This window comes from Pseudoalteromonas sp. J2K-J031, from assembly GCF_058197095.2.
On record NZ_CM200279.1, the window covers coordinates 320,898 to 340,153 of the forward strand.

Annotated in this window: 20 protein-coding genes; 18 read left to right on the top strand and 2 right to left on the bottom strand. The window is 38.6% G+C overall.

What is annotated here, in order from left to right; translation table 11 throughout:
- The first annotated feature begins 111 nt into the window (after positions 1–111).
- The 5 genes from lexA to AC3KZC_RS01515 all read left to right on the top strand — a co-directional run bounded on the left by lexA (position 112) and on the right by AC3KZC_RS01515 (position 5,111).
- Complete coding sequence (gene lexA, locus AC3KZC_RS01495) at positions 112–729, top strand: transcriptional repressor LexA (protein WP_490579602.1); 618 nt, start codon at positions 112–114, stop codon at positions 727–729.
- Between the two features lie 237 nt (positions 730–966).
- A complete protein-coding gene (gene coxB, locus AC3KZC_RS01500) occupies positions 967–2,094 on the top strand; it encodes a cytochrome c oxidase subunit II (protein ID WP_490579601.1) in 1,128 nt (375 codons plus the stop codon).
- Between the two features lie 2 nt (positions 2,095–2,096).
- Complete coding sequence (gene ctaD, locus AC3KZC_RS01505; protein ID WP_490579600.1) at positions 2,097–3,674, top strand: cytochrome c oxidase subunit I; 1,578 nt, start codon at positions 2,097–2,099, stop codon at positions 3,672–3,674.
- Complete coding sequence (locus AC3KZC_RS01510) at positions 3,674–4,246, top strand: cytochrome c oxidase assembly protein (RefSeq protein ID WP_490579599.1); 573 nt, start codon at positions 3,674–3,676, stop codon at positions 4,244–4,246. Before ctaD ends, AC3KZC_RS01510 begins: the two co-directional genes overlap by 1 nt.
- The gene (locus tag AC3KZC_RS01515; RefSeq protein ID WP_490579598.1) at positions 4,230–5,111 is read left to right on the top strand and encodes a cytochrome c oxidase subunit 3; all 882 of its coding nucleotides are present in this window, start codon (positions 4,230–4,232) and stop codon (positions 5,109–5,111) included. The genes AC3KZC_RS01510 and AC3KZC_RS01515 overlap by 17 nt, the downstream gene beginning before the upstream one ends.
- Here AC3KZC_RS01515 and AC3KZC_RS01520 read toward each other — a convergent pair.
- On the bottom strand, positions 5,011–5,316 hold the full coding sequence (locus AC3KZC_RS01520; RefSeq protein WP_490579597.1) for a DUF2909 domain-containing protein: 306 nt from the start codon (positions 5,314–5,316) through the stop codon (positions 5,011–5,013). The two genes, AC3KZC_RS01515 and AC3KZC_RS01520, sit on opposite strands and share 101 nt — an antisense overlap.
- A gap of 19 nt (positions 5,317–5,335) precedes the next feature.
- Here AC3KZC_RS01520 and AC3KZC_RS01525 point away from each other — a divergent pair, with 19 nt between their 5' ends.
- From AC3KZC_RS01525 to AC3KZC_RS01585, 13 genes are all read left to right on the top strand, one after another.
- Positions 5,336–6,076: an SURF1 family cytochrome oxidase biogenesis protein gene (locus tag AC3KZC_RS01525; RefSeq protein WP_518525904.1), complete on the top strand. Its 741-nt coding sequence runs from the start codon at positions 5,336–5,338 to the stop codon at positions 6,074–6,076.
- On the top strand, positions 6,066–6,569 hold the full coding sequence (locus AC3KZC_RS01530) for a redox-active disulfide-containing membrane protein (RefSeq protein WP_490579595.1): 504 nt from the start codon (positions 6,066–6,068) through the stop codon (positions 6,567–6,569). The genes AC3KZC_RS01525 and AC3KZC_RS01530 overlap by 11 nt, the downstream gene beginning before the upstream one ends.
- Before the next feature lie 16 nt (positions 6,570–6,585).
- Positions 6,586–7,581 carry a COX15/CtaA family protein gene (locus AC3KZC_RS01535; protein ID WP_490579594.1) on the top strand — a complete coding sequence of 332 codons (996 nt, stop codon included), beginning with the start codon at positions 6,586–6,588 and terminating at the stop codon, positions 7,579–7,581.
- A gap of 14 nt (positions 7,582–7,595) precedes the next feature.
- Positions 7,596–8,513: a heme o synthase gene (cyoE, locus tag AC3KZC_RS01540; RefSeq protein ID WP_490579593.1), complete on the top strand. Its 918-nt coding sequence runs from the start codon at positions 7,596–7,598 to the stop codon at positions 8,511–8,513.
- Complete coding sequence (locus AC3KZC_RS01545; RefSeq protein ID WP_490579592.1) at positions 8,513–9,118, top strand: SCO family protein; 606 nt, start codon at positions 8,513–8,515, stop codon at positions 9,116–9,118. The genes cyoE and AC3KZC_RS01545 overlap by 1 nt, the downstream gene beginning before the upstream one ends.
- A 182-nt stretch (positions 9,119–9,300) precedes the next feature.
- Positions 9,301–9,570 (top strand): STAS domain-containing protein, encoded by a 270-nt coding sequence (locus tag AC3KZC_RS01550; protein ID WP_490579591.1) that lies wholly within the window; start codon positions 9,301–9,303, stop codon positions 9,568–9,570.
- An 11-nt stretch (positions 9,571–9,581) separates the two neighbouring features.
- Positions 9,582–9,944, top strand: a complete 363-nt coding sequence (locus AC3KZC_RS01555) for a response regulator (RefSeq protein ID WP_490579590.1) — start codon at positions 9,582–9,584, stop codon at positions 9,942–9,944.
- Positions 9,945–9,956: 12 nt separating this feature from the next.
- Positions 9,957–12,062, top strand: coding sequence for a chemotaxis protein CheA (locus tag AC3KZC_RS01560; protein WP_490579589.1), 2,106 nt, complete (start codon positions 9,957–9,959; stop codon positions 12,060–12,062).
- Position 12,063: 1 nt separating this feature from the next.
- Positions 12,064–12,576 (top strand): chemotaxis protein CheW, encoded by a 513-nt coding sequence (locus AC3KZC_RS01565; protein WP_490579588.1) that lies wholly within the window; start codon positions 12,064–12,066, stop codon positions 12,574–12,576.
- Between the two features lie 32 nt (positions 12,577–12,608).
- Positions 12,609–15,704, top strand: a complete 3,096-nt coding sequence (locus AC3KZC_RS01570) for a methyl-accepting chemotaxis protein (protein WP_490579587.1) — start codon at positions 12,609–12,611, stop codon at positions 15,702–15,704.
- Between the two features lie 80 nt (positions 15,705–15,784).
- A complete protein-coding gene (locus AC3KZC_RS01575; protein ID WP_490579603.1) occupies positions 15,785–16,582 on the top strand; it encodes a CheR family methyltransferase in 798 nt (265 codons plus the stop codon).
- 1 nt (position 16,583) lies between these two features.
- Complete coding sequence (gene cheD / locus AC3KZC_RS01580) at positions 16,584–17,201, top strand: chemoreceptor glutamine deamidase CheD (protein WP_490579586.1); 618 nt, start codon at positions 16,584–16,586, stop codon at positions 17,199–17,201.
- Positions 17,202–17,209: 8 nt separating this feature from the next.
- The gene (locus AC3KZC_RS01585; protein WP_490579585.1) at positions 17,210–18,253 is read left to right on the top strand and encodes a protein-glutamate methylesterase/protein-glutamine glutaminase; all 1,044 of its coding nucleotides are present in this window, start codon (positions 17,210–17,212) and stop codon (positions 18,251–18,253) included.
- 4 nt (positions 18,254–18,257) lie between these two features.
- On the opposite strand, the gene AC3KZC_RS01590 is transcribed toward AC3KZC_RS01585, so the two are convergent.
- Complete coding sequence (locus AC3KZC_RS01590) at positions 18,258–19,256, bottom strand: polysaccharide deacetylase family protein (protein ID WP_490579584.1); 999 nt, start codon at positions 19,254–19,256, stop codon at positions 18,258–18,260.

A 19,256-nucleotide genomic window follows, 5' to 3' on the forward strand; every position in this document is an offset into this window, starting at 1 on the left:
ATTTGTATTTCATCTTATCGATCAATAATCGACTTTATAATTGTATATGTTTGCCATTTACATTAAGCTGTATATAATCACAGTATTCATTTTATGGTGGAGTCCTTGATTATGAGGCCATTAACAAGTAGACAAGCTCAAATTCTTGAGTTAATTAAAGTATTTATTAAAGATACTGGTATGCCTCCCACTCGCGCTGAGATAGCTAACACGCTCGGGTTTAAAAGTGCCAATGCAGCTGAGGAACATTTAAAGGCTTTAGCTAAAAAAGGCTTTATTGAAATGGTACCCGGTGCAAGTCGAGGCTTAAAATTAATTGAGGATGAAGCACCTGAACAATTGGGTTTACCTCTAATTGGCCGTGTTGCAGCTGGGGAGCCAATACTGGCGCAAGAACATATTGAAAGTCATTATCATGTAGACCCATCTCTTTTTAAACCCGCGGCTGATTTTTTGTTACGAGTGCATGGTATGAGTATGAAAGATATTGGAATTATGGATGGCGATCTACTTGCTGTACATCGTGCGACCGTTGCACGTAATGGGCAAGTTGTTGTTGCTCGAGTTGGTGATGATGTAACTGTTAAGCGCTTTGAGCAAAAAGGTCGTAAAGTTTATCTTCATGCTGAAAATGATGAATTTAACCCCATAATAGTGGACCTATCTAAAGAAATGCTTGATATTGAAGGGCTTGCAGTAGGTGTGATTCGAAATTCTGATTTTATGTAACTTCTGTTGATTGCTGATACTTTTGTTAGCAATCAAGTTCATTTTTTATTTAGCTTTTGTCTATAAAACTTATATTTAACATCTTATTATCATTATTGCTTGCCCTTTCTCAATTCCTTGCCTAGTTTTTTAATACCTCATTTAAAAAAATTATAAAATATTAATAAATAATAATAATGAAATTACATGTCGTATCGTAATTTTCGTTGTGCTTACAACTTGATAAGGGAGTACCGCATGAGAAAGGTCTTTATGTCCTTTTTCCTTATGTCTTTGTCGCCATTTAATGTATTGGCTGATTCCAAATACAATATGACCACAGGTGTGACTGACATAAGCGAAAACGTTTACAACCTGCATATGACAATTTTCATTATATGCTGTGTTATAGGAGTGATTGTTTTTGCTGTTATGTTTTGGGCGTTACTTCGTCACCGCAAATCAAAAGGGGCGATTGCAGCTCAATTTCATGAGAGCACTAAAGTCGAAATTCTGTGGACTGCCATTCCTTTTGTAATATTGATTGGTATGGCAATCCCAGCAACTAAAACATTAATTGCTATGGAGGATACGAGTAAGGCAGATCTAACAATCAAAATTACGGGTTCACAATGGAAATGGCATTATGAATATCTTTCTCATGATATTGGTTTCTATTCAATACTTTCTACTTCGCAAGACCAAATTCATAACCGCTCAGAAAAAGACAGTAATTACTTACTTGAGGTTGATAAACCGCTTGTTATTCCTACAGACCGAAAAGTTAGATTTCTAATGACCTCCGATGATGTTATCCATTCATGGTGGGTTCCTGCTTTTGCTGTAAAAAAAGATGCCAACCCTGGGTTTATTAATGAGGCATGGACACGAGTTAATGAGCCAGGCATATATAGAGGTCAATGTGCTGAGCTATGCGGAAAAGATCATGGTTTTATGCCAATAGTTGTGGATGCTAAATCACCAGATGAATTTGATGCTTGGTTAGTTTCTGTAAAAGATGAAAAAGAAAATCAAAACGCTGCAGAGCAAGCTTCACTTAGCCAAACACTTAGCAAAGATGAGCTTATGACTTTGGGTGAACAAGTATATATCGCCAATTGTGCAGCTTGTCATCAACCAACAGGTATGGGATTAGGCGGTGTTTTTCCTGCGCTCAAGGGCAGCCCTATTGCTACTGGTGAAATTAATGATCATATCGATATAGTTATTCATGGTAAGTCGGGTACGTCAATGCAATCTTATTTAAAGCAACTTTCACTTAAGCAACTTGCAGCTGTTATTACATATGAACGTAATGCATGGGATAACAATACGGGTGATGTAATACAACCCAGTGATGTGCAAAGCAGAATTGAGGAAAAATAATAATGACTACAATCGCGCATAATCATGAAGACACCTCACATTCCCCATCAGGAATAAAACGTTGGCTGTTTACTACAAATCATAAAGACATTGGCACGCTCTATTTATTATTTTCTTTATTGATGTTTTTAATTGGTGGTGCAATGGCTATGGTGATCCGTGCTGAGCTTTTTCAGCCTGGTTTACAGTTAGTTGATCCTAACTTTTTTAATCAAATGACGACTGTTCATGGTCTTATTATGGTTTTTGGTGCAGTGATGCCTGCTTTCACTGGTTTAGCTAACTGGATGATCCCCATGATGATTGGCGCACCTGATATGGCGCTGCCTAGAATGAACAATTGGAGTTTTTGGATTCTTCCTTTTGCTTTTACTATTTTATTAATGTCACTGTTTATGGAAGGAGGTGGCCCAAATTTCGGTTGGACTTTCTATGCCCCGCTTTCAACTACCTATAGTAATGATAATACTGCTTTTTTTGTTTTTGCTATCCATATAATGGGCATTAGTTCAATTATGGGCGCGATTAATGTCATTGTAACGATTGTCAATTTACGCGCTCCAGGCATGACTTGGATGAAACTCCCCCTATTTGTATGGACATGGTTGATCACTGCTTTTTTACTCATAGCTGTAATGCCAGTATTGGCTGGTGCCGTTACAATGGTTCTGACTGATAAATATTTCGGCACTAGTTTCTTTAATGCAATGGGAGGGGGTGATCCTGTTATGTTCCAGCATATTTTTTGGTTCTTTGGGCATCCTGAAGTTTATATCATGATCTTGCCAGCCTTTGGCATTATCTCTTCTATTGTACCAACCTTCTCTAGAAAACCATTATTTGGCTATGCATCAATGGTTTATGCAACTGGTTCGATCGCATTTCTATCTTTTATTGTGTGGGCTCATCACATGTTTACCACTGGCATGCCACTGGCTGGTGAATTATTTTTTATGTATAGCACTATGCTAATTTCCGTTCCGACAGGTGTAAAAGTATTTAATTGGGTTGCCACTATGTGGCGAGGTTCAATTAGCTTTGAAGTGCCGATGTTGTTTAGTGTGGCCTTTATTGTGTTGTTTACCATAGGTGGTTTCTCTGGATTGATGCTCGCAATTACACCTGCGGACTTTCAGTATCACGATACTTATTTTGTAGTTGCGCATTTTCACTATGTTTTAGTTACAGGGGCTGTTTTTTCAATTATGGCGGCAGCTTATTATTGGTTACCTAAATGGACGGGCCATATGTACCATGAAGGTTTGGCGAAAACACATTTTTGGTTGTCACTGATTAGTGTCAATGTCTTGTTTTTTCCTATGCATTTTGTTGGGCTCGCTGGTATGCCAAGACGAATCCCTGATTATGCGCTTCAATTTGCTGACTTTAATGCGATTATCAGTATTGGTGGTTTTGCTTTTGGTTTGTCACAGCTGCTATTTGTTTGGGTTGTATTTAAATGTATTAAAGGTGGGGATAAAGCAACATCTCAAGTTTGGGAAGGTGCACAAGGCTTGGAGTGGGAAGTTCCATCACCAGCACCTTATCATACATTTGAAACGCCACCGGTTATAAAATAATGGCTACCGCTAATTCTAAGCTGTTAAAAAAATTGCTTTTAATTGCTTTTGGTATGTTTGGTTTTGCGTTTGCATTGGTTCCTTTATATGACGTTTTTTGTGAGGTTACAGGTTTAAATGGAAAGCCATCACTTGAACAAGCGGTAGTTAGTACTGATGTTGATAAAAACCGAATCGTTGATGTTGGATTTATCACTCATATTCAAGGGCTTGCCCCATTTGAAGTTTCAGCAAATACCCAAAAGGTGAGTGTTCAACCCGGTGCGATGCATAAGGTGGTATTTAGTGCAAAAAATATCAGTAATACAGACCGAGTTATGCAGGCGATTCCATCAGTATCACCTGGTTTGGCTGCTAAGTATTTACATAAAATAGAGTGCTTTTGTTTTAATAAGCAGCCCTTATCTGCAGGTGAGGAAGCGGAACTAGCACTTATTTTTTATGTTGATACAGCACTGCCTTATAAGTTTGAAGAATTAACTTTATCTTACACTGTTTTTGATATCAGCGAACAAGTTCAGCAAGCAGTATCAACCCCTCCAAAGGAGACTGTTAATGAAACAAGAATATGAACATTACTACGTACCCGCGCAAAGTCCTTGGCCAATTGTTGGAGCTGTAGGATTATTTTTCATTGCTATAGGTGCAGCGAGTACGGTTATTAACTCGACCAAAGCAGAACCTTCGGGTTTCACACATTACTTATTATATGTTGGCATTTTAACGATCATTTTTATGTTATTTGGTTGGTTTAAGAATGTCATCACTGAATCTGATGCTGGTTTATATTCTAAACAGATGGATCAATCTTTTCGTCAAGGAATGAGCTGGTTTATCTTTTCTGAAGTGATGTTTTTCTGCGCTTTTTTTGGGGCATTATTTTATGCTCGGGTGTTATCTGTGCCTTGGCTTGGTGGGGCTGGAAATAATGCAATGACGCATGAAGTATTGTGGCCTTCTTTTGAAGCTGTGTGGCCGTTATTAACTACTCCGTCAGGAGAAACAACTCAGGCTATGGGTTGGTTTGGTTTACCGTTGGTGAATACAGTGGTACTACTAATTTCTTCAGTTACCGTGCACTTTGCACAGCAAGCCTTAGAAACAAATAAAAGAACCCAACTTAAAATATTTCTCGCCATTACAGTTTTGTTAGGGATAGCTTTTGTTGGTTTGCAAGTTGAAGAATATATCCATGCTTATAAGGAGCTTGGTTTAACTCTCGATGCAGGTATTTATGGGAATACATTTTTTCTGTTAACCGGCTTTCATGGCATACATGTATCGATAGGTAGTGTATTACTTTTAATTATATTAATTCGGGTATTTAAAGGCCATTTTACTCCAAAGAATCATTTTGCTTTTCAGGCTGCTGCTTGGTACTGGCATTTTGTTGATGTGGTTTGGTTGTGTCTGTTTGTATTTGTTTATGTACTGTAAATGGTGTTTGGTGTGGCGTTATCCAGCCTAAACTTAAAGCGGTAATAGCAAAAATTAGAACAGCAATTGAGATGAATACTCGTCGGCCTAGAAACTTTGACATGCTCGGTGCTTCTGGGTCGCCTTTCATCATAATAATCAGCGCTTTAAATAGATTGAATATAATAAATATTAATAATAAAACAATAATAGCTTTAATGACCATGAGCTTTCCTAAGGTGTTTATGGATATCAAATTAAAAAAGCAAACTGTTCACTTTTCACCATTTGCACTGTTTTGTACAGTTGTCGTTTTTAGTACTTGTATTGCCTTGGCGTATTGGCAATTACAGCGAGGTACTACGAAACAATATAAACTCAATTATCTCAATGAGAAAGCTTTACAAGGTGGTATGAGCTTAAAAAGTGTACTCGCTTTGCCTCTTGAGGTGAATAAAAATGGAGTACTTGTTAGCCTTGTTGGTGATGTTGATAAAGAGCATTATTGGCTGTTAGACAATCGTATTTTAAATGGCAAGATCGGATATGATTTATTGGTGTTGGTCACCGTATCCGGTATAGATAAGCGTTTATTGGTTAATCTTGGCTGGATCCCTGCTTCAAATCTTCGTTCGGAACTTCCCCTCGTTACGCTTCCTCAACAAATAGTGTTATCTGATTCAGTAATTAAAGCGGGTGATCTTGCTGGATTTTACTTACCCCACCAGGCAGAAGTAACAAATAGTTGGCCAAAGCGAATTCAATATATTGATTTACAACAACTTGAAATAGCATCATCAACTACTGTACTACCTTTTATAGTATATGCTCAAGAAAGTATTGTTGGGGCTTTGCCGCATTATCAGGCTGTTGTGATGCCTCCTCAAAAGCATTATGCCTATGCATTACAGTGGTGTTTAATCGGTTTTTCGGTACTTGTTATATTTTTTTATGCAGCAAAAAAAGGATCTTCTAATGAAAAATAAAAAAATACTAATTCTTTTTATCGCATGTTTTATTTCGCCATTTTTAGTTGCGGCCATTGTCTTACAGTTGAACTGGTTGCCTGACAATACAGTGAATAAAGGTCAATTAGTCCGTAATGAAACACATCTTCAGAATTGGAAAAATCCAAATGGCTATCTATGGACAATGGTGGTTGTGAGCCAAAGTGCTTGCAATGATGATTCCTGTCAAAAACGATTAGAATCAGTAAAAAACATTCAGTTGGCCCTTGGGAAAAAAAGTGAACATGTTGCTGTTATGGTGCTGAGTCAGAAGGCTAATGATGTTTTTACTCCTTCTGCGCAAGCATCTTCTCAAAATGGGCTAAGTTCAGATGAAATCTATTTAGTGGATCATATGGGGTTGGTTGTTTTGAGTTACCCGTATTCTGCTGACGAAAGTTTAAATAAGCCAGTTTTTAAAGGAATGTTAAGCGATATTAAAAAGTTGCTCAATTATGCAAGAAGCAGCTAAGTCTAGGAGTGTTAACATGATAAAAAAATATAAAAATCTAGTGTTAATTAGTTGTTTGTTCTCTATTTTGGTTATTGGTTTAGGTGCTTATACGCGTTTGAGTGATGCAGGTCTTGGCTGTCCAGATTGGCCTGGTTGTTATGGTTTTTTGACCGTACCACATCATGAAGTACATGCTGAAATAATCACTGAGAACTTTCCTGGTATGGTACTTGAAACAGCTAAAGCGTGGAAAGAAATGATCCATCGCTATTTTGCTGGCACGTTAGGGATCTTAATTTTATTCATTGCGATTGGTGCTGTATTACTGAATCGAAATAATATCGTTCCTACACGCTTACCCTGGTTTTTAGTGATTTTAGTTATTTTTCAGGCAGCTCTGGGCATGCTCACGGTGACAATGCAATTGCAACCTTTGATAGTTATGGGGCATTTGCTTGGTGGTTTTGCTATTTTTAGTTTAACTGGGTTACTTTATCTTCGGTTGTGCAGCAAATCAATACCAGGAGGTGATGAAGGTGCAAAGCCTCATTATTCTGCTGCAATATTGTCGTTAGCTGTTTTACTCGTCCAGATCGCGTTAGGTGGGTGGTTGGCAGCTAATTACGCCGCCTCTCATTGTGCAGACTTTCCATTATGTGGGTCAGAATCACTGCAACAATTCTCGCTGTGGGAGGTGTTTCAGCTGCCTTTGTCAGAAAGTAATTATGAATATGGAGTTCTCCCATATGAAGCTCGTATGTCTATTCATTTACTACATAGGTTTTGGGCAGTCATTACATCTATTACAATTTTATGGGCGCTTTATCGTATTTGGAGCCATAGTTATTCAAGTAAAATCAAGCAATGCGTTTTAACCGTGTTATGTGTTTTGATTGCTCAGCTTTCTTTAGGTGTCGTACTGGTGTTATTACAATTTCCAATATCCATTGCTCTTGCCCATAACTTAATGGCTGCTGCTCTTTTATTAAGTGTTATTCGATTAGCTTATTACATCAAAGTGCACAGTTAAAAAGGACAATAATAATGACCTTAGTTATTTCTAGACCGAAGCTGTTCAATGCCAAAATACCATTTATGGTAGTGGTTAAGGATTATTTAGAATTATGCAAAATTAAAGTTGTTGCGTTGCTCGTTTTAACTGCTTGGGTTGGGTTGGCCTTAGCACCTGATTTGTTAGTGCCTCGAAGTTTCTTAGCACAGTTTTTTACTTTGTTAGGTATTGGTTTGTTATCGAGTAGCGCTGCTGTAATCAATCATTTAGTTGATCGTGAAATAGATGGCCAAATGGCGCGTACCCGCCATCGTCCGGTTGTAAAAGGGCGGGTAACACAAGTTAAAGCAGCGTTCTTTGCATTTTTAATCGGAATTATAGGTTTTGTCTTATTGCTAGAGTACGCGAATTTACTGACAGCAATCTTAACTTTATTTGCTTTGGTAGGTTATGCGGTCGTATACACGTTATTTTTAAAACGTGCAACACCTCAAAATATTGTTATTGGAGGGTTAGCTGGTGCGATGCCGCCACTACTTGGGTGGGTTTCTGAAACAGGCCAATTGGCGGCAGAACCTTGGTTGCTAGTGATGATTATTTTTACTTGGACACCGCCGCACTTTTGGGCTCTAGCAATTCATCGGCGCGACGATTATGCCAGAGCAAAAATTCCAATGTTACCCGTAACTCATGGGATAAATTTTTGTAAAACGTGCATCTTACTGTATTCAATCTTGTTGGCGATTGTCTGTTTAATTCCATATTTAATCGGGATGTCTCAAGAATTATATTTGGGTGTTGTCTGCGTGCTAAACGGGCTGTTTATTTACAAAGCGAGCATGTTGAAATTTCGGCCTAAAGTTAACAGTGCGATGGATCTTTTTAAGTATTCAATATGGCAATTAATGATACTATTTATTGGGTTATTCATTGATAAGTGGTTATTTTAATGCGATTGATTTTTTTTACTTTGCTTAGCTTCGTTGTCCTATTTTTAACTGGATGTCAAAAGCAGCCTGTAGTTGAGCATGCATTAGTTTATGAAAAGGCTAAAGAAATAAAGTCATTTGAATTAATTGACCAAAATGGTCAAAAAATTACAAATGAGGCATTGATAGGTAATTGGAGTTTTTTATTTTTAGGGTACATTAGTTGTCCTGATATTTGTCCAATGACAATGGCTAAATTACAGCATGTGAAACGCTCCTTGGTATCTGAGTATCCTGTTAAAGTTTGGTTTGTTTCCGTTGATCCTAATCGAGATACTAGTGACAAGTTAAAAGCATACGCTCAGTATTTCGATTCAGAGTTTATCGCTGCAACGGCAGAGCATGTGAATCTTTTTCCGTTTGTGCGAAACATCGGTTTGATGTACGCAATGACAGATGGATCATTAATCGACTATAGTGTTGATCATAGTGCTTCGGTTGCCTTGATTGACCCTGCTGGAAAGCTTAGGGCAATTTTTAAACCTGAATTTACGTCTAATGCAGTTCCTACAATAAATACCCAACACTTAATCAAAGACTTTAAGATTATTGCCCACATTGACTAGTCTTAACTTCTAAGTTTTATCTTTCCTTAGCGATAGCATGAATTACTTATAAATGCAGTCGCTAAATTATTGATATCAAATCCTAAATTGAAGTTTACTAATTAAAAAAATTTAATTTTTGTGGCAAATCAATTATGAGCGTCTAAGCTTTTAACTAGATGATATACAAGGATTGAGTTTATATGTATCACTTGCCAGAAGAGCTAGTAATTAACAACATTAGTACGCTTTACCAATCACTCATTGAAATGCTAAATAGTGGCGGTGACATCGTTATTGATGTATCTAAAGTTTCTCAAGCTGATACAGCTTCTATTCAATTATTGTGCGCTTTGCAAAAACATTTGCATTCAACAGATCATCACATTCAATGGCATGGTAATAGCAAAGCATTGCTGTCCTCCGCTAAGACTCTGGGTGTTTCAGAGTTCCTATCACTTGAACAAATTTAAATGGGGTCGATATGAAAAAAATCTTGGCAGTCGATGATTCTGCGTCAATGCGTCAGATGGTTGGCTTCACACTAAAAAAGGCTGGCTTTGATGTTACAGAAGCAAAAGATGGTAGCGAAGCGTTAGCAATTGCAAAGCAGGCTACATTTGATGCAATAATTTCAGATGTGAATATGCCAATTATGGATGGTATTACTTTAATTCGAGAATTAAGGGCCTTGCCTGAGTATAAGTTTACACCAATGTTGATGTTGACTACAGAATCTGGCCTCGATAAAAAAACAGAAGGCAAAGCTGCCGGTGCAACAGGTTGGATAGTAAAACCTTTTAATCCTGAGCAATTGTTAGCGGTAATAAAAAAAGTAATTCGTTAACAAGGAGCGATTATGAGTATCGATCTCAGCCAGTTTTTTGAAGTTTTCTTTGAAGAGAGCTTTGAAGGGTTAGATACAATGGAGTCTGAGTTGCTTAACTTGCAACCTGGTGATCTTGACTCAGAAACTATAAATACAATTTTTCGGGCTGCTCATTCAATTAAAGGGGGCAGCGGTACGTTTGGTTTTTCATCAGTAGCAGATTTTACTCATGTATTAGAGACGTTACTTGACCAGATCAGAGATGGAAGAAGGGCTCTTGAGCCTGAACATGTGAATCTATTGCTTCAATCTGTAGACTGCTTAAGAATGTTGCTGTCGGCTTTACAGGCAGAACAAGAACCCGATCTGACACAATCTATTTCTCTTCGAAAGGAATTTGAACGGATATTAGATAACAAAAGTAGTACTACATCAGTTGAAGTTAAAAAAGAAACTCCTCAATCTTCAGTGGAGTCGTCACCAGTATCTATAGATACCTTGCAAATATCATTTAAGCCTCTACATCATTTATTTAAAACGGGTAATGAACCGTTGTTTATGATTAGTGAGCTTAGTGAATTAGGCATGTTGGATGTCACTGCCAATCTTGATGACATCCCAAATATTCATGACATGCAACCTGATGATTGTTATTTATCTTGGGTCTTTTTTCTGGAAACCACTGAAACAGAACAGAGAATTAAAGAGGTGTTTGAGTGGGTTGAAGATGATGCTGAATTAGCCATTACAGTGTGCGGAGGTCTCTTTGAGCTAGATGATGAGACTGAAAGTACGACACCAACAAATAACACATCAGTTGAGGTTGCATCAGCAGCGATAAAAGAGCCGCCATTATCCGTAGCAAAAACAGAACAAGACACAAGTAATGCAAAAGGTGGAGCTGCAGCTAAAGGAGGTGAATCAACGTCAATACGGGTGAGTATTGATAAAGTGGATTCGTTAATCAATATGGTTGGGGAGTTAGTTATAACCCAAGCTATGCTGACTCAGCTGGGTGAAGGTGATATCACAGATAATAAAATTATGGCATTGCAAGAGGGATTGGCACAACTTGCTCACAATACGCGAGATTTACAAGAAAGTGTCATGCGGATCCGAATGTTGCCTATTAGCTTTGTGTTTAGCCGTTTCCCTCGATTAGTCCGAGATACATCTCAAAAACTGGGGAAGCAAGTTGAGCTTAAATTACTTGGTGAACAAACCGAACTAGATAAAACCGTAATGGAAAAAATTTCAGATCCTATGGTTCATTTGGTGAGAAACTCGCTGGATCATGGACTTGAAACCCCTGATGTTAGAATTAAAGCCGGTAAAAATCCTATTGGTAAAGTGACCCTAAATTCGTTTCATCAAGGTGGTAATATTGTTATTGAAATTATGGATGATGGGAATGGACTCAATACGCAAAAAATCAGAAGTAAAGCGTTACAAAGTGGCCTAATTAACGAAACTGACGAGCTAACTGATGATCAAATTAATGAGCTGATATTTATGCCAGGTTTTTCGACAGCAGATACGGTTAGCGATATCTCTGGGCGCGGTGTTGGAATGGATGTGGTCAGACGTAACATTCTAGCATTGAACGGCTCTATTGAAGTTACATCAGAGCTAGGTGTAGGTTCAACATTCACAATTCGATTACCTCTGACTCTGGCTATTTTAGATGGGCAGTTGGTCACGATTGGTCAGCATACCTACATTATCCCTTTGATTTCTATTGTTGAATCGTTACAAGTTGATATGACCAAAGTCAATAGTGTGGGTGGCGGTGTTGATGTATTGAGGCTTCGAGATGAGTATGTCCCTATCTTGAGGTTGTATCAGATATTTAATCATACTGGTGCTATTGAGGATTTAGATAAAGGTTTGTTGGTTGTCGTGGAAAGTGATAATCAAAAAGTAGGTTTATTAGTTGATGACTTATTGGCTCAACAACAAGTGGTTATCAAAAGTTTAGAAGCTAATTACCAAAAAGTTGAGGGTGTATCTGGAGCGACTATTTTAGGTGATGGTCGGGTCTCTTTAATTGTTGATATCACGGGACTCATCAAATTGGCAGGGCTTAAGAAAGCCGGTAAGCAAGAGCTTGCAATTGACTCTATGGGAGTTAATTAATATGGAACATGATTTATTCGAAACAGAGAATACGAAGCAAGAAGCGAATAATATCAGACAGTTTCTGACCTTTATAATGGATGATGAGGAGTATGGTGTTGATATTCTGACAGTTCAAGAAATTAGAGGTTGGGAGGAGATTACAGCTATTCCGAATTCGCCAAAATATGTAAAAGGTGCCATTAACTTACGCGGCACGATTGTGCCCATCATTGATTTAAGGCTGCGATTTGGATTAAGAATGGCTGATTATGGACCTTTAACTGTGGTAATTGTTGTAAAAGTTGAATTAAAACACGGTACCAAAATTATGGGTTTAGTCGTTGATGCCGTTTCAGATGTTTATAGTATTGCAGAAGACCAAGCTAAAGATGTCCCTGATATTAATCGTAGCGATAATGCAGAGTTTGTGCATGGATTGGTCAATGTTGGGGAAAAAATGGTTGTTCTATTAAAGCTAGAGCGTGTACTTAATTTATCAAAAGATTCAGAAAGAGAGGCGTTACCTAATTAAGTTCTAGGTTACGAATCCATAAAGGGGGCATGATGGAGACTGTCAATACAAAAGCAAAAGCCGTAAATAAGTTGTTTGTCGCAACTGTTATTATTTTGGTGTCGTTTGTTATTAGCTTACAGTTAGCAGGTGTAGGCATAGATAAAACCTCAATGTTAGCGATAAGCGTTTTTTCTATCGCTTTAGCTGGTTCAATGTTTTTTCTTTATCAGGCTGTTGAATTGATGAGTAAAAAGCTTGAGGTTGTTGAAAGCGCTGTTCTTTTTCTCAAGCAAGGTGACACCGACGCTTTTGAGGATTTAAATCACAGTTTATTCCCTGGTTTTTTTAGATTGATTAATGGTCAACTAGTAGCTAAACCAGATAAACAAAAGAATAGCGAAAATGTAAGTGCTTCAACTGAAAGTCTTTTAAAAGCCCTCGACGTATGCCAAGCCAACGTCATGCTTGCTGATGAGGATTGTAAGATCACTTACGTAAATGCCTCTGTTGTTCAAATGTTAAAAAACAACGAATCCAAGTTGCATTCGGTGGTTCCTAGTTTAAATGTTGCCACTTTAGTTGGAACCTGTGTCGACCAATTTCATAAGTCTCCAAGCCATCAAAGAACATTACTTCAATCGTTACAGCAACCATACAAAACTAAGCTTGAACTTGCAGGCCTTACCTTTAGTTTAATCGCAACACCTCTTTTTTCTGACTCAGGAAAACGATTAGGTACCGTTGTTGAATGGCAGGATTTAACAGCTGAAGTGGCCGCACAAAAAAGAGAACAAGAGCTTCTTGCGAAAAGTGCTCGAGTGTCAAGAGCTCTTGATGTGTGCCAAGCGAATGTCATGATGGCAGATAATGATTTAAATATTGTTTATATCAATAAAGCAGTTGAGAAAATGCTGCGAGGTAATCAGAATCAGCTTCGCACCGTCATTCCATCATTTGACATCGACAAAGTGATTGGCACGTGTATTGATGACTTCCATCAAAATCCTGCACATCAACGTGGTTTACTTAAATCTCTTACTTCTGTTTACCGCACAGATATCAAAGTAGCTGGTTTCACTTTTGGTTTGATTGCAACACCTGTATTTTCAGACACTGGTGAACGCCTGGGTACAGTTGTTGAGTGGGACGATAAAACTGAACGCTTAAAAGCCGAAGTTCAAGCAGATTTAGAAGCTGCTAAGAATGCACGTATCGCCAGTGCCTTAAAAGTGTGTAAAGCAAATGTAATGATGGCTGATGCAGATCTAAATATTGTTTATACAAATGATGCAGTTGTTGAGATGTTAAAAGGTAATGAGCAAAAATTACGTACCGCATTACCAAGTTTTAATGTTGATAAATTGATAGGCACATGTGTTGATGACTTTCATAAAAACCCATCCCATCAACGGTCTATGCTGGCTCGCTTAACTACAACTTATACCACCAATTTAGAGCTAGCAGGTTTCACTTTTGGCTTAACCGCGACTCCTGTATTTGCTGAAAATGGTGATCGTTTAGGTACGGTTGTTGAGTGGGAAGATAAAACAGAGCGGTTATTTCAGGAGCAACAAGCAAAGGCTATTGCGGAAGAAAACTTAAGAGTAAGGCAAGCGCTTGATACTGTCGCGACTAATACTATGATTGCAGATGCGACAAATACAATTGTTTACATGAATAAAGCAGTCTTGAATATGATGCAAAATGCGGAGAGTGATCTCAAAAAAGATTTACCTAACTTCGATAGTCAAAAGCTCTTAAATGCAAATATTGATCAATTCCATAAAAACCCGTCTCACCAGCAGGGGATGTTAGATAAATTAAAAACGACCTATAAAACAGAAATCGAAGTTGGAGGACGTACCTTTGGACTAATAGCTAATCCAATACGTTCAGATGAGAATGTGCGGATTGGGACTGTAGTAGAATGGGTTGATCGAACTGCGGAGGTCGTGATTGAACAAGAAATAGCCGATTTAATTGGTGCAGCGGGTCGTGGTGAGTTAGATGCTCGGATTACCGAAACAGGTAAGGATGGCTTTTTCCTTAATTTAACTAAAGGGCTTAATACATTAGTTGAAATTGTAGATGATGCCGTTTCTGAAACTGCAAAAATGCTTGATGCAATGGCCCACGGTGATCTTACACAACGTATCGAAAAAGATTATCAGGGTGCATTTGATAAATTAAAACGAGATGCAAATACAACCGCCGACAAATTAACTGAAGTAATCGATAAAATTAATTCCTCGTCAAATCTTGTTGCCAGTGGTGCTGAAGAAATATCACAAGGTAATGCTGATTTAAGCCAGCGAACAGAAGAGCAGGCCTCTTCACTAGAAGAAACTGCTTCTAGTATGGAGGAGATGACCAGTACGGTAAGGCAAAATGCCGACAATGCTAAAGTCGCCAATGAACTTGCTGCAGACACTCGAGATAAAGCGCTTCAAGGCGGCGCGGTTGTTGAGCGTGCGGTGTCGAGCATGGCTGAGATTAATGATTCAAGTAAAAAAATCTCCGATATCATCGGTGTTATTGATGAAATTGCGTTCCAAACAAACCTATTAGCACTGAATGCTGCTGTTGAGGCTGCAAGGGCTGGCGAACAAGGGCGTGGTTTTGCCGTTGTAGCCGGAGAGGTGAGAAATTTAGCACAGCGTTCAGCTGCAGCTGCTAAAGAAATTAAAGAGTTAATTAGAGACAGTGTTAGCAAAGTTGAAGATGGTACTGTGCTTGTTAATGAATCAGGAAGCACGCTGCAAGAAATTGTTGCTGCTGTGCAAAAGGTAACTGAAATGATTGCTGATATTTCTACTGCTTCTGAGGAGCAAAGTTCTGGTATCGAGGAGGTTAATAAAGCAATCACACAGATGGATGAAATGACACAGCAAAATGCTGCACTCGTTGAGCAAGCTTCGGCAGCAAGTGAGTCAATGTCAGAGCAAGCCAATAGTATGCGGCAATTACTAAGCTTCTTTAATATCAATGTTGAGTCTAGTGCGTTAATGGCTCCTGCACCACGCAACCAAGTAGCGAGTGCCAAAGAGAAAAAACGCCCAGCTGTTACTAGTCGTTCAGCGAGGCTGAGTAGTCCCCCTTCGGGAGATAACTTTGTTGACTCATCTGAAGAATGGGAAGAGTTTTAATCTAATCACATGACGATTTGATATGTTCAAATCGTCATGATTACACCGAATAAGGAGCTAAAGTGGCTAAAGAGTTTCTAATGACTGATGGCGAATTTAAGCTCATCGTTGAAATGGTATACAAGGCTTGCGGTATTGTGCTTGGTGATCATAAGCGTGAAATGGTGTATTCAAGATTAGTCCGCAGAGTAAGAAAACTAAACTTTGAATCTTTTGCAGATTATTTAGTTTACCTTGATGAAAATAAAGACGATGAATTTAGCCATTTTATAAACTCTATCACCACAAATCTCACTTCTTTTTTTAGAGAAAATCATCATTTTGAATTTCTTCAAAGTACCGTAATTCCATTTTTGCTTAACGCTAATAAGCAATCGCGTAAAGTTCGTATTTGGTCAGCTGGTTGTTCGACAGGCGAAGAGCCTTATTCAATCGCTATGACAGTTGCAGGTGCGTTTCCTGCTGGTTGGGATGTGAAAATTCTAGCAACAGATCTTGATTCTAATGTATTAGAAAAAGGAATGTGTGGTGAATATAGCGCATCATCTGTAAACGGTTTAGATAAAGAGCATTTGAAGCGTTGGTTTTTACGAGACAAAGATGGGCTTTTATACAAAGTTAAACCTGAGCTGCAAAAGTTTATTCATTTCAAACGATTAAATTTGTTACAAGACTGGCCTATGAAAGGGTCGTTTGATGTGATTTTTTGTCGAAATGTTGTCATTTATTTTGATAAACCAACCAAAGAAGAGCTGTTTTGTCGATACGCTAATATTTTATCAGAACAAGGATTTTTGTTTTTGGGTCACTCAGAAAGTATGGGAAAAGATCAAAAAAACTTTAAGAGTTTAGGTAAAACTATGTATAGGAAATTGTAGTGTGGAGCATAATTTTAAGCCGGTCTTTTCTGGATTTGAGAATGTAAAACGGTATTGGGATCGCCAGCGAGAAATAGTGGTTGCTAAGATATTGCCTGGTGAGTTTTATGTCACTAAACAAAATGAATCTATATCAACCGTGCTTGGGTCGTGTATTTCAGCGTGTATTTATGATTCAAAAATGGGAATAGGTGGTATGAATCATTTTATGTTGCCAATTAAAGCTGGCCATGCAGATGATTTTACCGATGCACTGAGTTGTCGATATGGTAATTGGGCAATGGAATTTTTGATTAATGAAGTTCTTAAAAATGGTGGGTCAAAGCAAAACTTAAGAGTTAAATTATTTGGTGGTGGAAAAATTATTAGCTCTATGACAGATGTTGGTGAGGGTAATATCCGCTTTGCATCCCAATATTTGAAGCAAGAAGGGCTTGTTATTGAATCTCACGATGTAGGTGGGCCGTGGCCAAGAAAGGTATTGTTTAATCCAACCACAGGCAAAGCCCATGTTAAAAAATTAAGAAGCATGCACAATGATACGATTAAAGAGCGTGAGTATCGCTATCTAACAGAAATTGAGCAACAAGATTCACATACGGATATTGAGCTTTTTTAGGGGGATGTATGATTAAAGTATTAATAGTTGACGATTCTCCACTCATTCGCGCATTGCTAACCGAGATTTTGCAGCAAGCTGGCGATATTAAAGTTGTTGGGGCAGCTGAAGATCCGCTGCATGCAAGGGAATTAATCAAAGCGCTTAATCCTGATGTGATAACATTAGATGTTGAAATGCCTAAAATGGACGGCATTAGTTTTTTAAAGAATTTAATGAGATTGCGTCCAATGCCTGTGGTAATGGTCTCTACTCTGACACAAGAGGGTGCCCCTACCACACTTGAGGCGCTTGAATTAGGCGCGGTTGATTTTGTTGCCAAGCCAACTAAAAATGTTACTCGAGAACTGCATGCATACGCTGAGATTTTGCATGATAAAATACGCGCAGCAGCCCAAGCAAAAATCAGGGCGTATCACCCACCTCAAGCAGCAAACCATGCAAATAAAGTAAACTCTCCTGAGGCTCTTGTTTTTAATCCTAGCGCTTTGGTTGCTATTGGTGCATCAACGGGTGGTACAGAAGCGATTAAAGAGGTGCTAATTCGCTTGCCGGCACATTTTCCACCCGTTGTTATTACGCAGCATATTCCACCTGTTTTTAGTACTTCATTTGCAGAACGGATGGATAGAGTGTCGAAAATGAACGTAAAAGAAGCGGCAGACGGAGATGTACTCCAAGTGGGTTGCGTTTATATTGCCCCAGGTGATTACCATTTAAAACTCGAAAAAGTAGGCACGCGGCTGGTTTGCCGTTTAGATCAGGGTCCGCCAATAAATCGCCACCGACCGGCGGTTGATGCGCTTTTTGATTCTATTGTTGATATTGCTGGAGCTCGCACAACTGCTGTTGTGTTAACGGGAATGGGGGCTGATGGCGCAAAAGGGTTATTAAACTTAAAGCAAGCTGGCGCAAAAACGTTTGCCCAAGATGAAAAAACTTCTGTTGTATGGGGGATGCCACGTGCTGCTATGGAGTTAGGCGCTGCCGATAAGGCCGTTCCTCTGGAGCAAGTGGCTGATGTACTAATGCGGTCGGTAATCAAGCGCTAGCCTTTTATTCCACAATGACCCAAGGTTGAGAGAACCAGTAAAATTGGCCACGTTTGCTTATTGATGGTGCTGTACAGTTAAATCGAGTTCGACCTAGTTTTAACGGATTTGTAGCATCGATACGAACTTGCGTGGCAGAGCGCCAAGTCAAAATAGCTTGATTACTTGATGAAATAAAGCACTGAAATGCTTCTTTTTTGAAATCTAGCTCACTAAAGTTCAGTATTATACTTGGTGGATTTTGTGTGGTTACTGAATCCACTTCAGGCTCAATTTTAAATTCAAACGCCAGTGTTGTAAGTTTTGTTTTGAGTGTTTCTAGATTGCTATATGTTCCTGATGCTGGAAAACGGGGTAGTCGAGTTAAATCGTTGCTTAATCCAACCGCTCCAGAGTGTTGACCAATTCCTACAAAACCTAGTTCGTGCACAAGTTTTTGTAAGTCAGAATTAAATTCCCCATAAGGGTAAGCCAAATAGCGATAGTTATGGCCAATTTCTTCTTTAATACGTTGCTCTGATGTGACTATATCTTCACGAATACGTGACAGCCATTGAGATTTATCTTCGTTTTCTAGTCGCTTATGCAAATAAGCGTGATCTGCACTGTGGTTGGCAATCGTCGCCCCCTTGTTACTGAGCTCTTTTAATTGTGACCAAGTCATTACATAGCTCGCGGCTTGGTCAATTAACTTGGGATTCACAAAAATAGTGTAGGGTAGCTTATATTTTTCAAGTAAAGGTGCGGCATCGGTGTAGTTGTTGTTATAACCATCATCGAAGGTAATAGCGATTGTTTTTGGTGGCAGTGCAGTCTGTTTTTTTAATGCATCAATAAGTTCAGGTAGTGGGATAATATGAAAGTTATTGCTGATTAAATACTGCAAGTGCGATTCAAACTCTTTTGCACTTAAGCTTGTTACTTTTGGTAAGGTGTCACTCACGTGATGATATTGTAAAATCACCGCCGCTTGGGCTGAAGTAACCAAACCGAGAAAGGTCAT

Bases quoted from the DNA above. Each gene is read 5' to 3' on its own strand.
- lexA (WP_490579602.1), top strand. From the start codon at position 112: ATGAGGCCATTAACAAGTAGACAAGCTCAAATTCTTGAGTTAATTAAA.
- coxB (WP_490579601.1), top strand. From the start codon at position 967: ATGAGAAAGGTCTTTATGTCCTTTTTCCTTATGTCTTTGTCGCCATTT.
- ctaD (WP_490579600.1), top strand. From the start codon at position 2,097: ATGACTACAATCGCGCATAATCATGAAGACACCTCACATTCCCCATCA.
- AC3KZC_RS01510 (WP_490579599.1), top strand. From the start codon at position 3,674: ATGGCTACCGCTAATTCTAAGCTGTTAAAAAAATTGCTTTTAATTGCT.
- AC3KZC_RS01515 (WP_490579598.1), top strand. From the start codon at position 4,230: ATGAAACAAGAATATGAACATTACTACGTACCCGCGCAAAGTCCTTGG.
- AC3KZC_RS01520 (WP_490579597.1), bottom strand. From the start codon at position 5,316: ATGGTCATTAAAGCTATTATTGTTTTATTATTAATATTTATTATATTC.
- AC3KZC_RS01525 (WP_518525904.1), top strand. From the start codon at position 5,336: ATGGATATCAAATTAAAAAAGCAAACTGTTCACTTTTCACCATTTGCA.
- AC3KZC_RS01530 (WP_490579595.1), top strand. From the start codon at position 6,066: ATGAAAAATAAAAAAATACTAATTCTTTTTATCGCATGTTTTATTTCG.
- AC3KZC_RS01535 (WP_490579594.1), top strand. From the start codon at position 6,586: ATGATAAAAAAATATAAAAATCTAGTGTTAATTAGTTGTTTGTTCTCT.
- cyoE (WP_490579593.1), top strand. From the start codon at position 7,596: ATGACCTTAGTTATTTCTAGACCGAAGCTGTTCAATGCCAAAATACCA.
- AC3KZC_RS01545 (WP_490579592.1), top strand. From the start codon at position 8,513: ATGCGATTGATTTTTTTTACTTTGCTTAGCTTCGTTGTCCTATTTTTA.
- AC3KZC_RS01550 (WP_490579591.1), top strand. From the start codon at position 9,301: ATGTATCACTTGCCAGAAGAGCTAGTAATTAACAACATTAGTACGCTT.
- AC3KZC_RS01555 (WP_490579590.1), top strand. From the start codon at position 9,582: ATGAAAAAAATCTTGGCAGTCGATGATTCTGCGTCAATGCGTCAGATG.
- AC3KZC_RS01560 (WP_490579589.1), top strand. From the start codon at position 9,957: ATGAGTATCGATCTCAGCCAGTTTTTTGAAGTTTTCTTTGAAGAGAGC.
- AC3KZC_RS01565 (WP_490579588.1), top strand. From the start codon at position 12,064: ATGGAACATGATTTATTCGAAACAGAGAATACGAAGCAAGAAGCGAAT.
- AC3KZC_RS01570 (WP_490579587.1), top strand. From the start codon at position 12,609: ATGGAGACTGTCAATACAAAAGCAAAAGCCGTAAATAAGTTGTTTGTC.
- AC3KZC_RS01575 (WP_490579603.1), top strand. From the start codon at position 15,785: ATGACTGATGGCGAATTTAAGCTCATCGTTGAAATGGTATACAAGGCT.
- AC3KZC_RS01585 (WP_490579585.1), top strand. From the start codon at position 17,210: ATGATTAAAGTATTAATAGTTGACGATTCTCCACTCATTCGCGCATTG.
- AC3KZC_RS01590 (WP_490579584.1), bottom strand. From the start codon at position 19,256: ATGACCTTTCTCGGTTTGGTTACTTCAGCCCAAGCGGCGGTGATTTTA.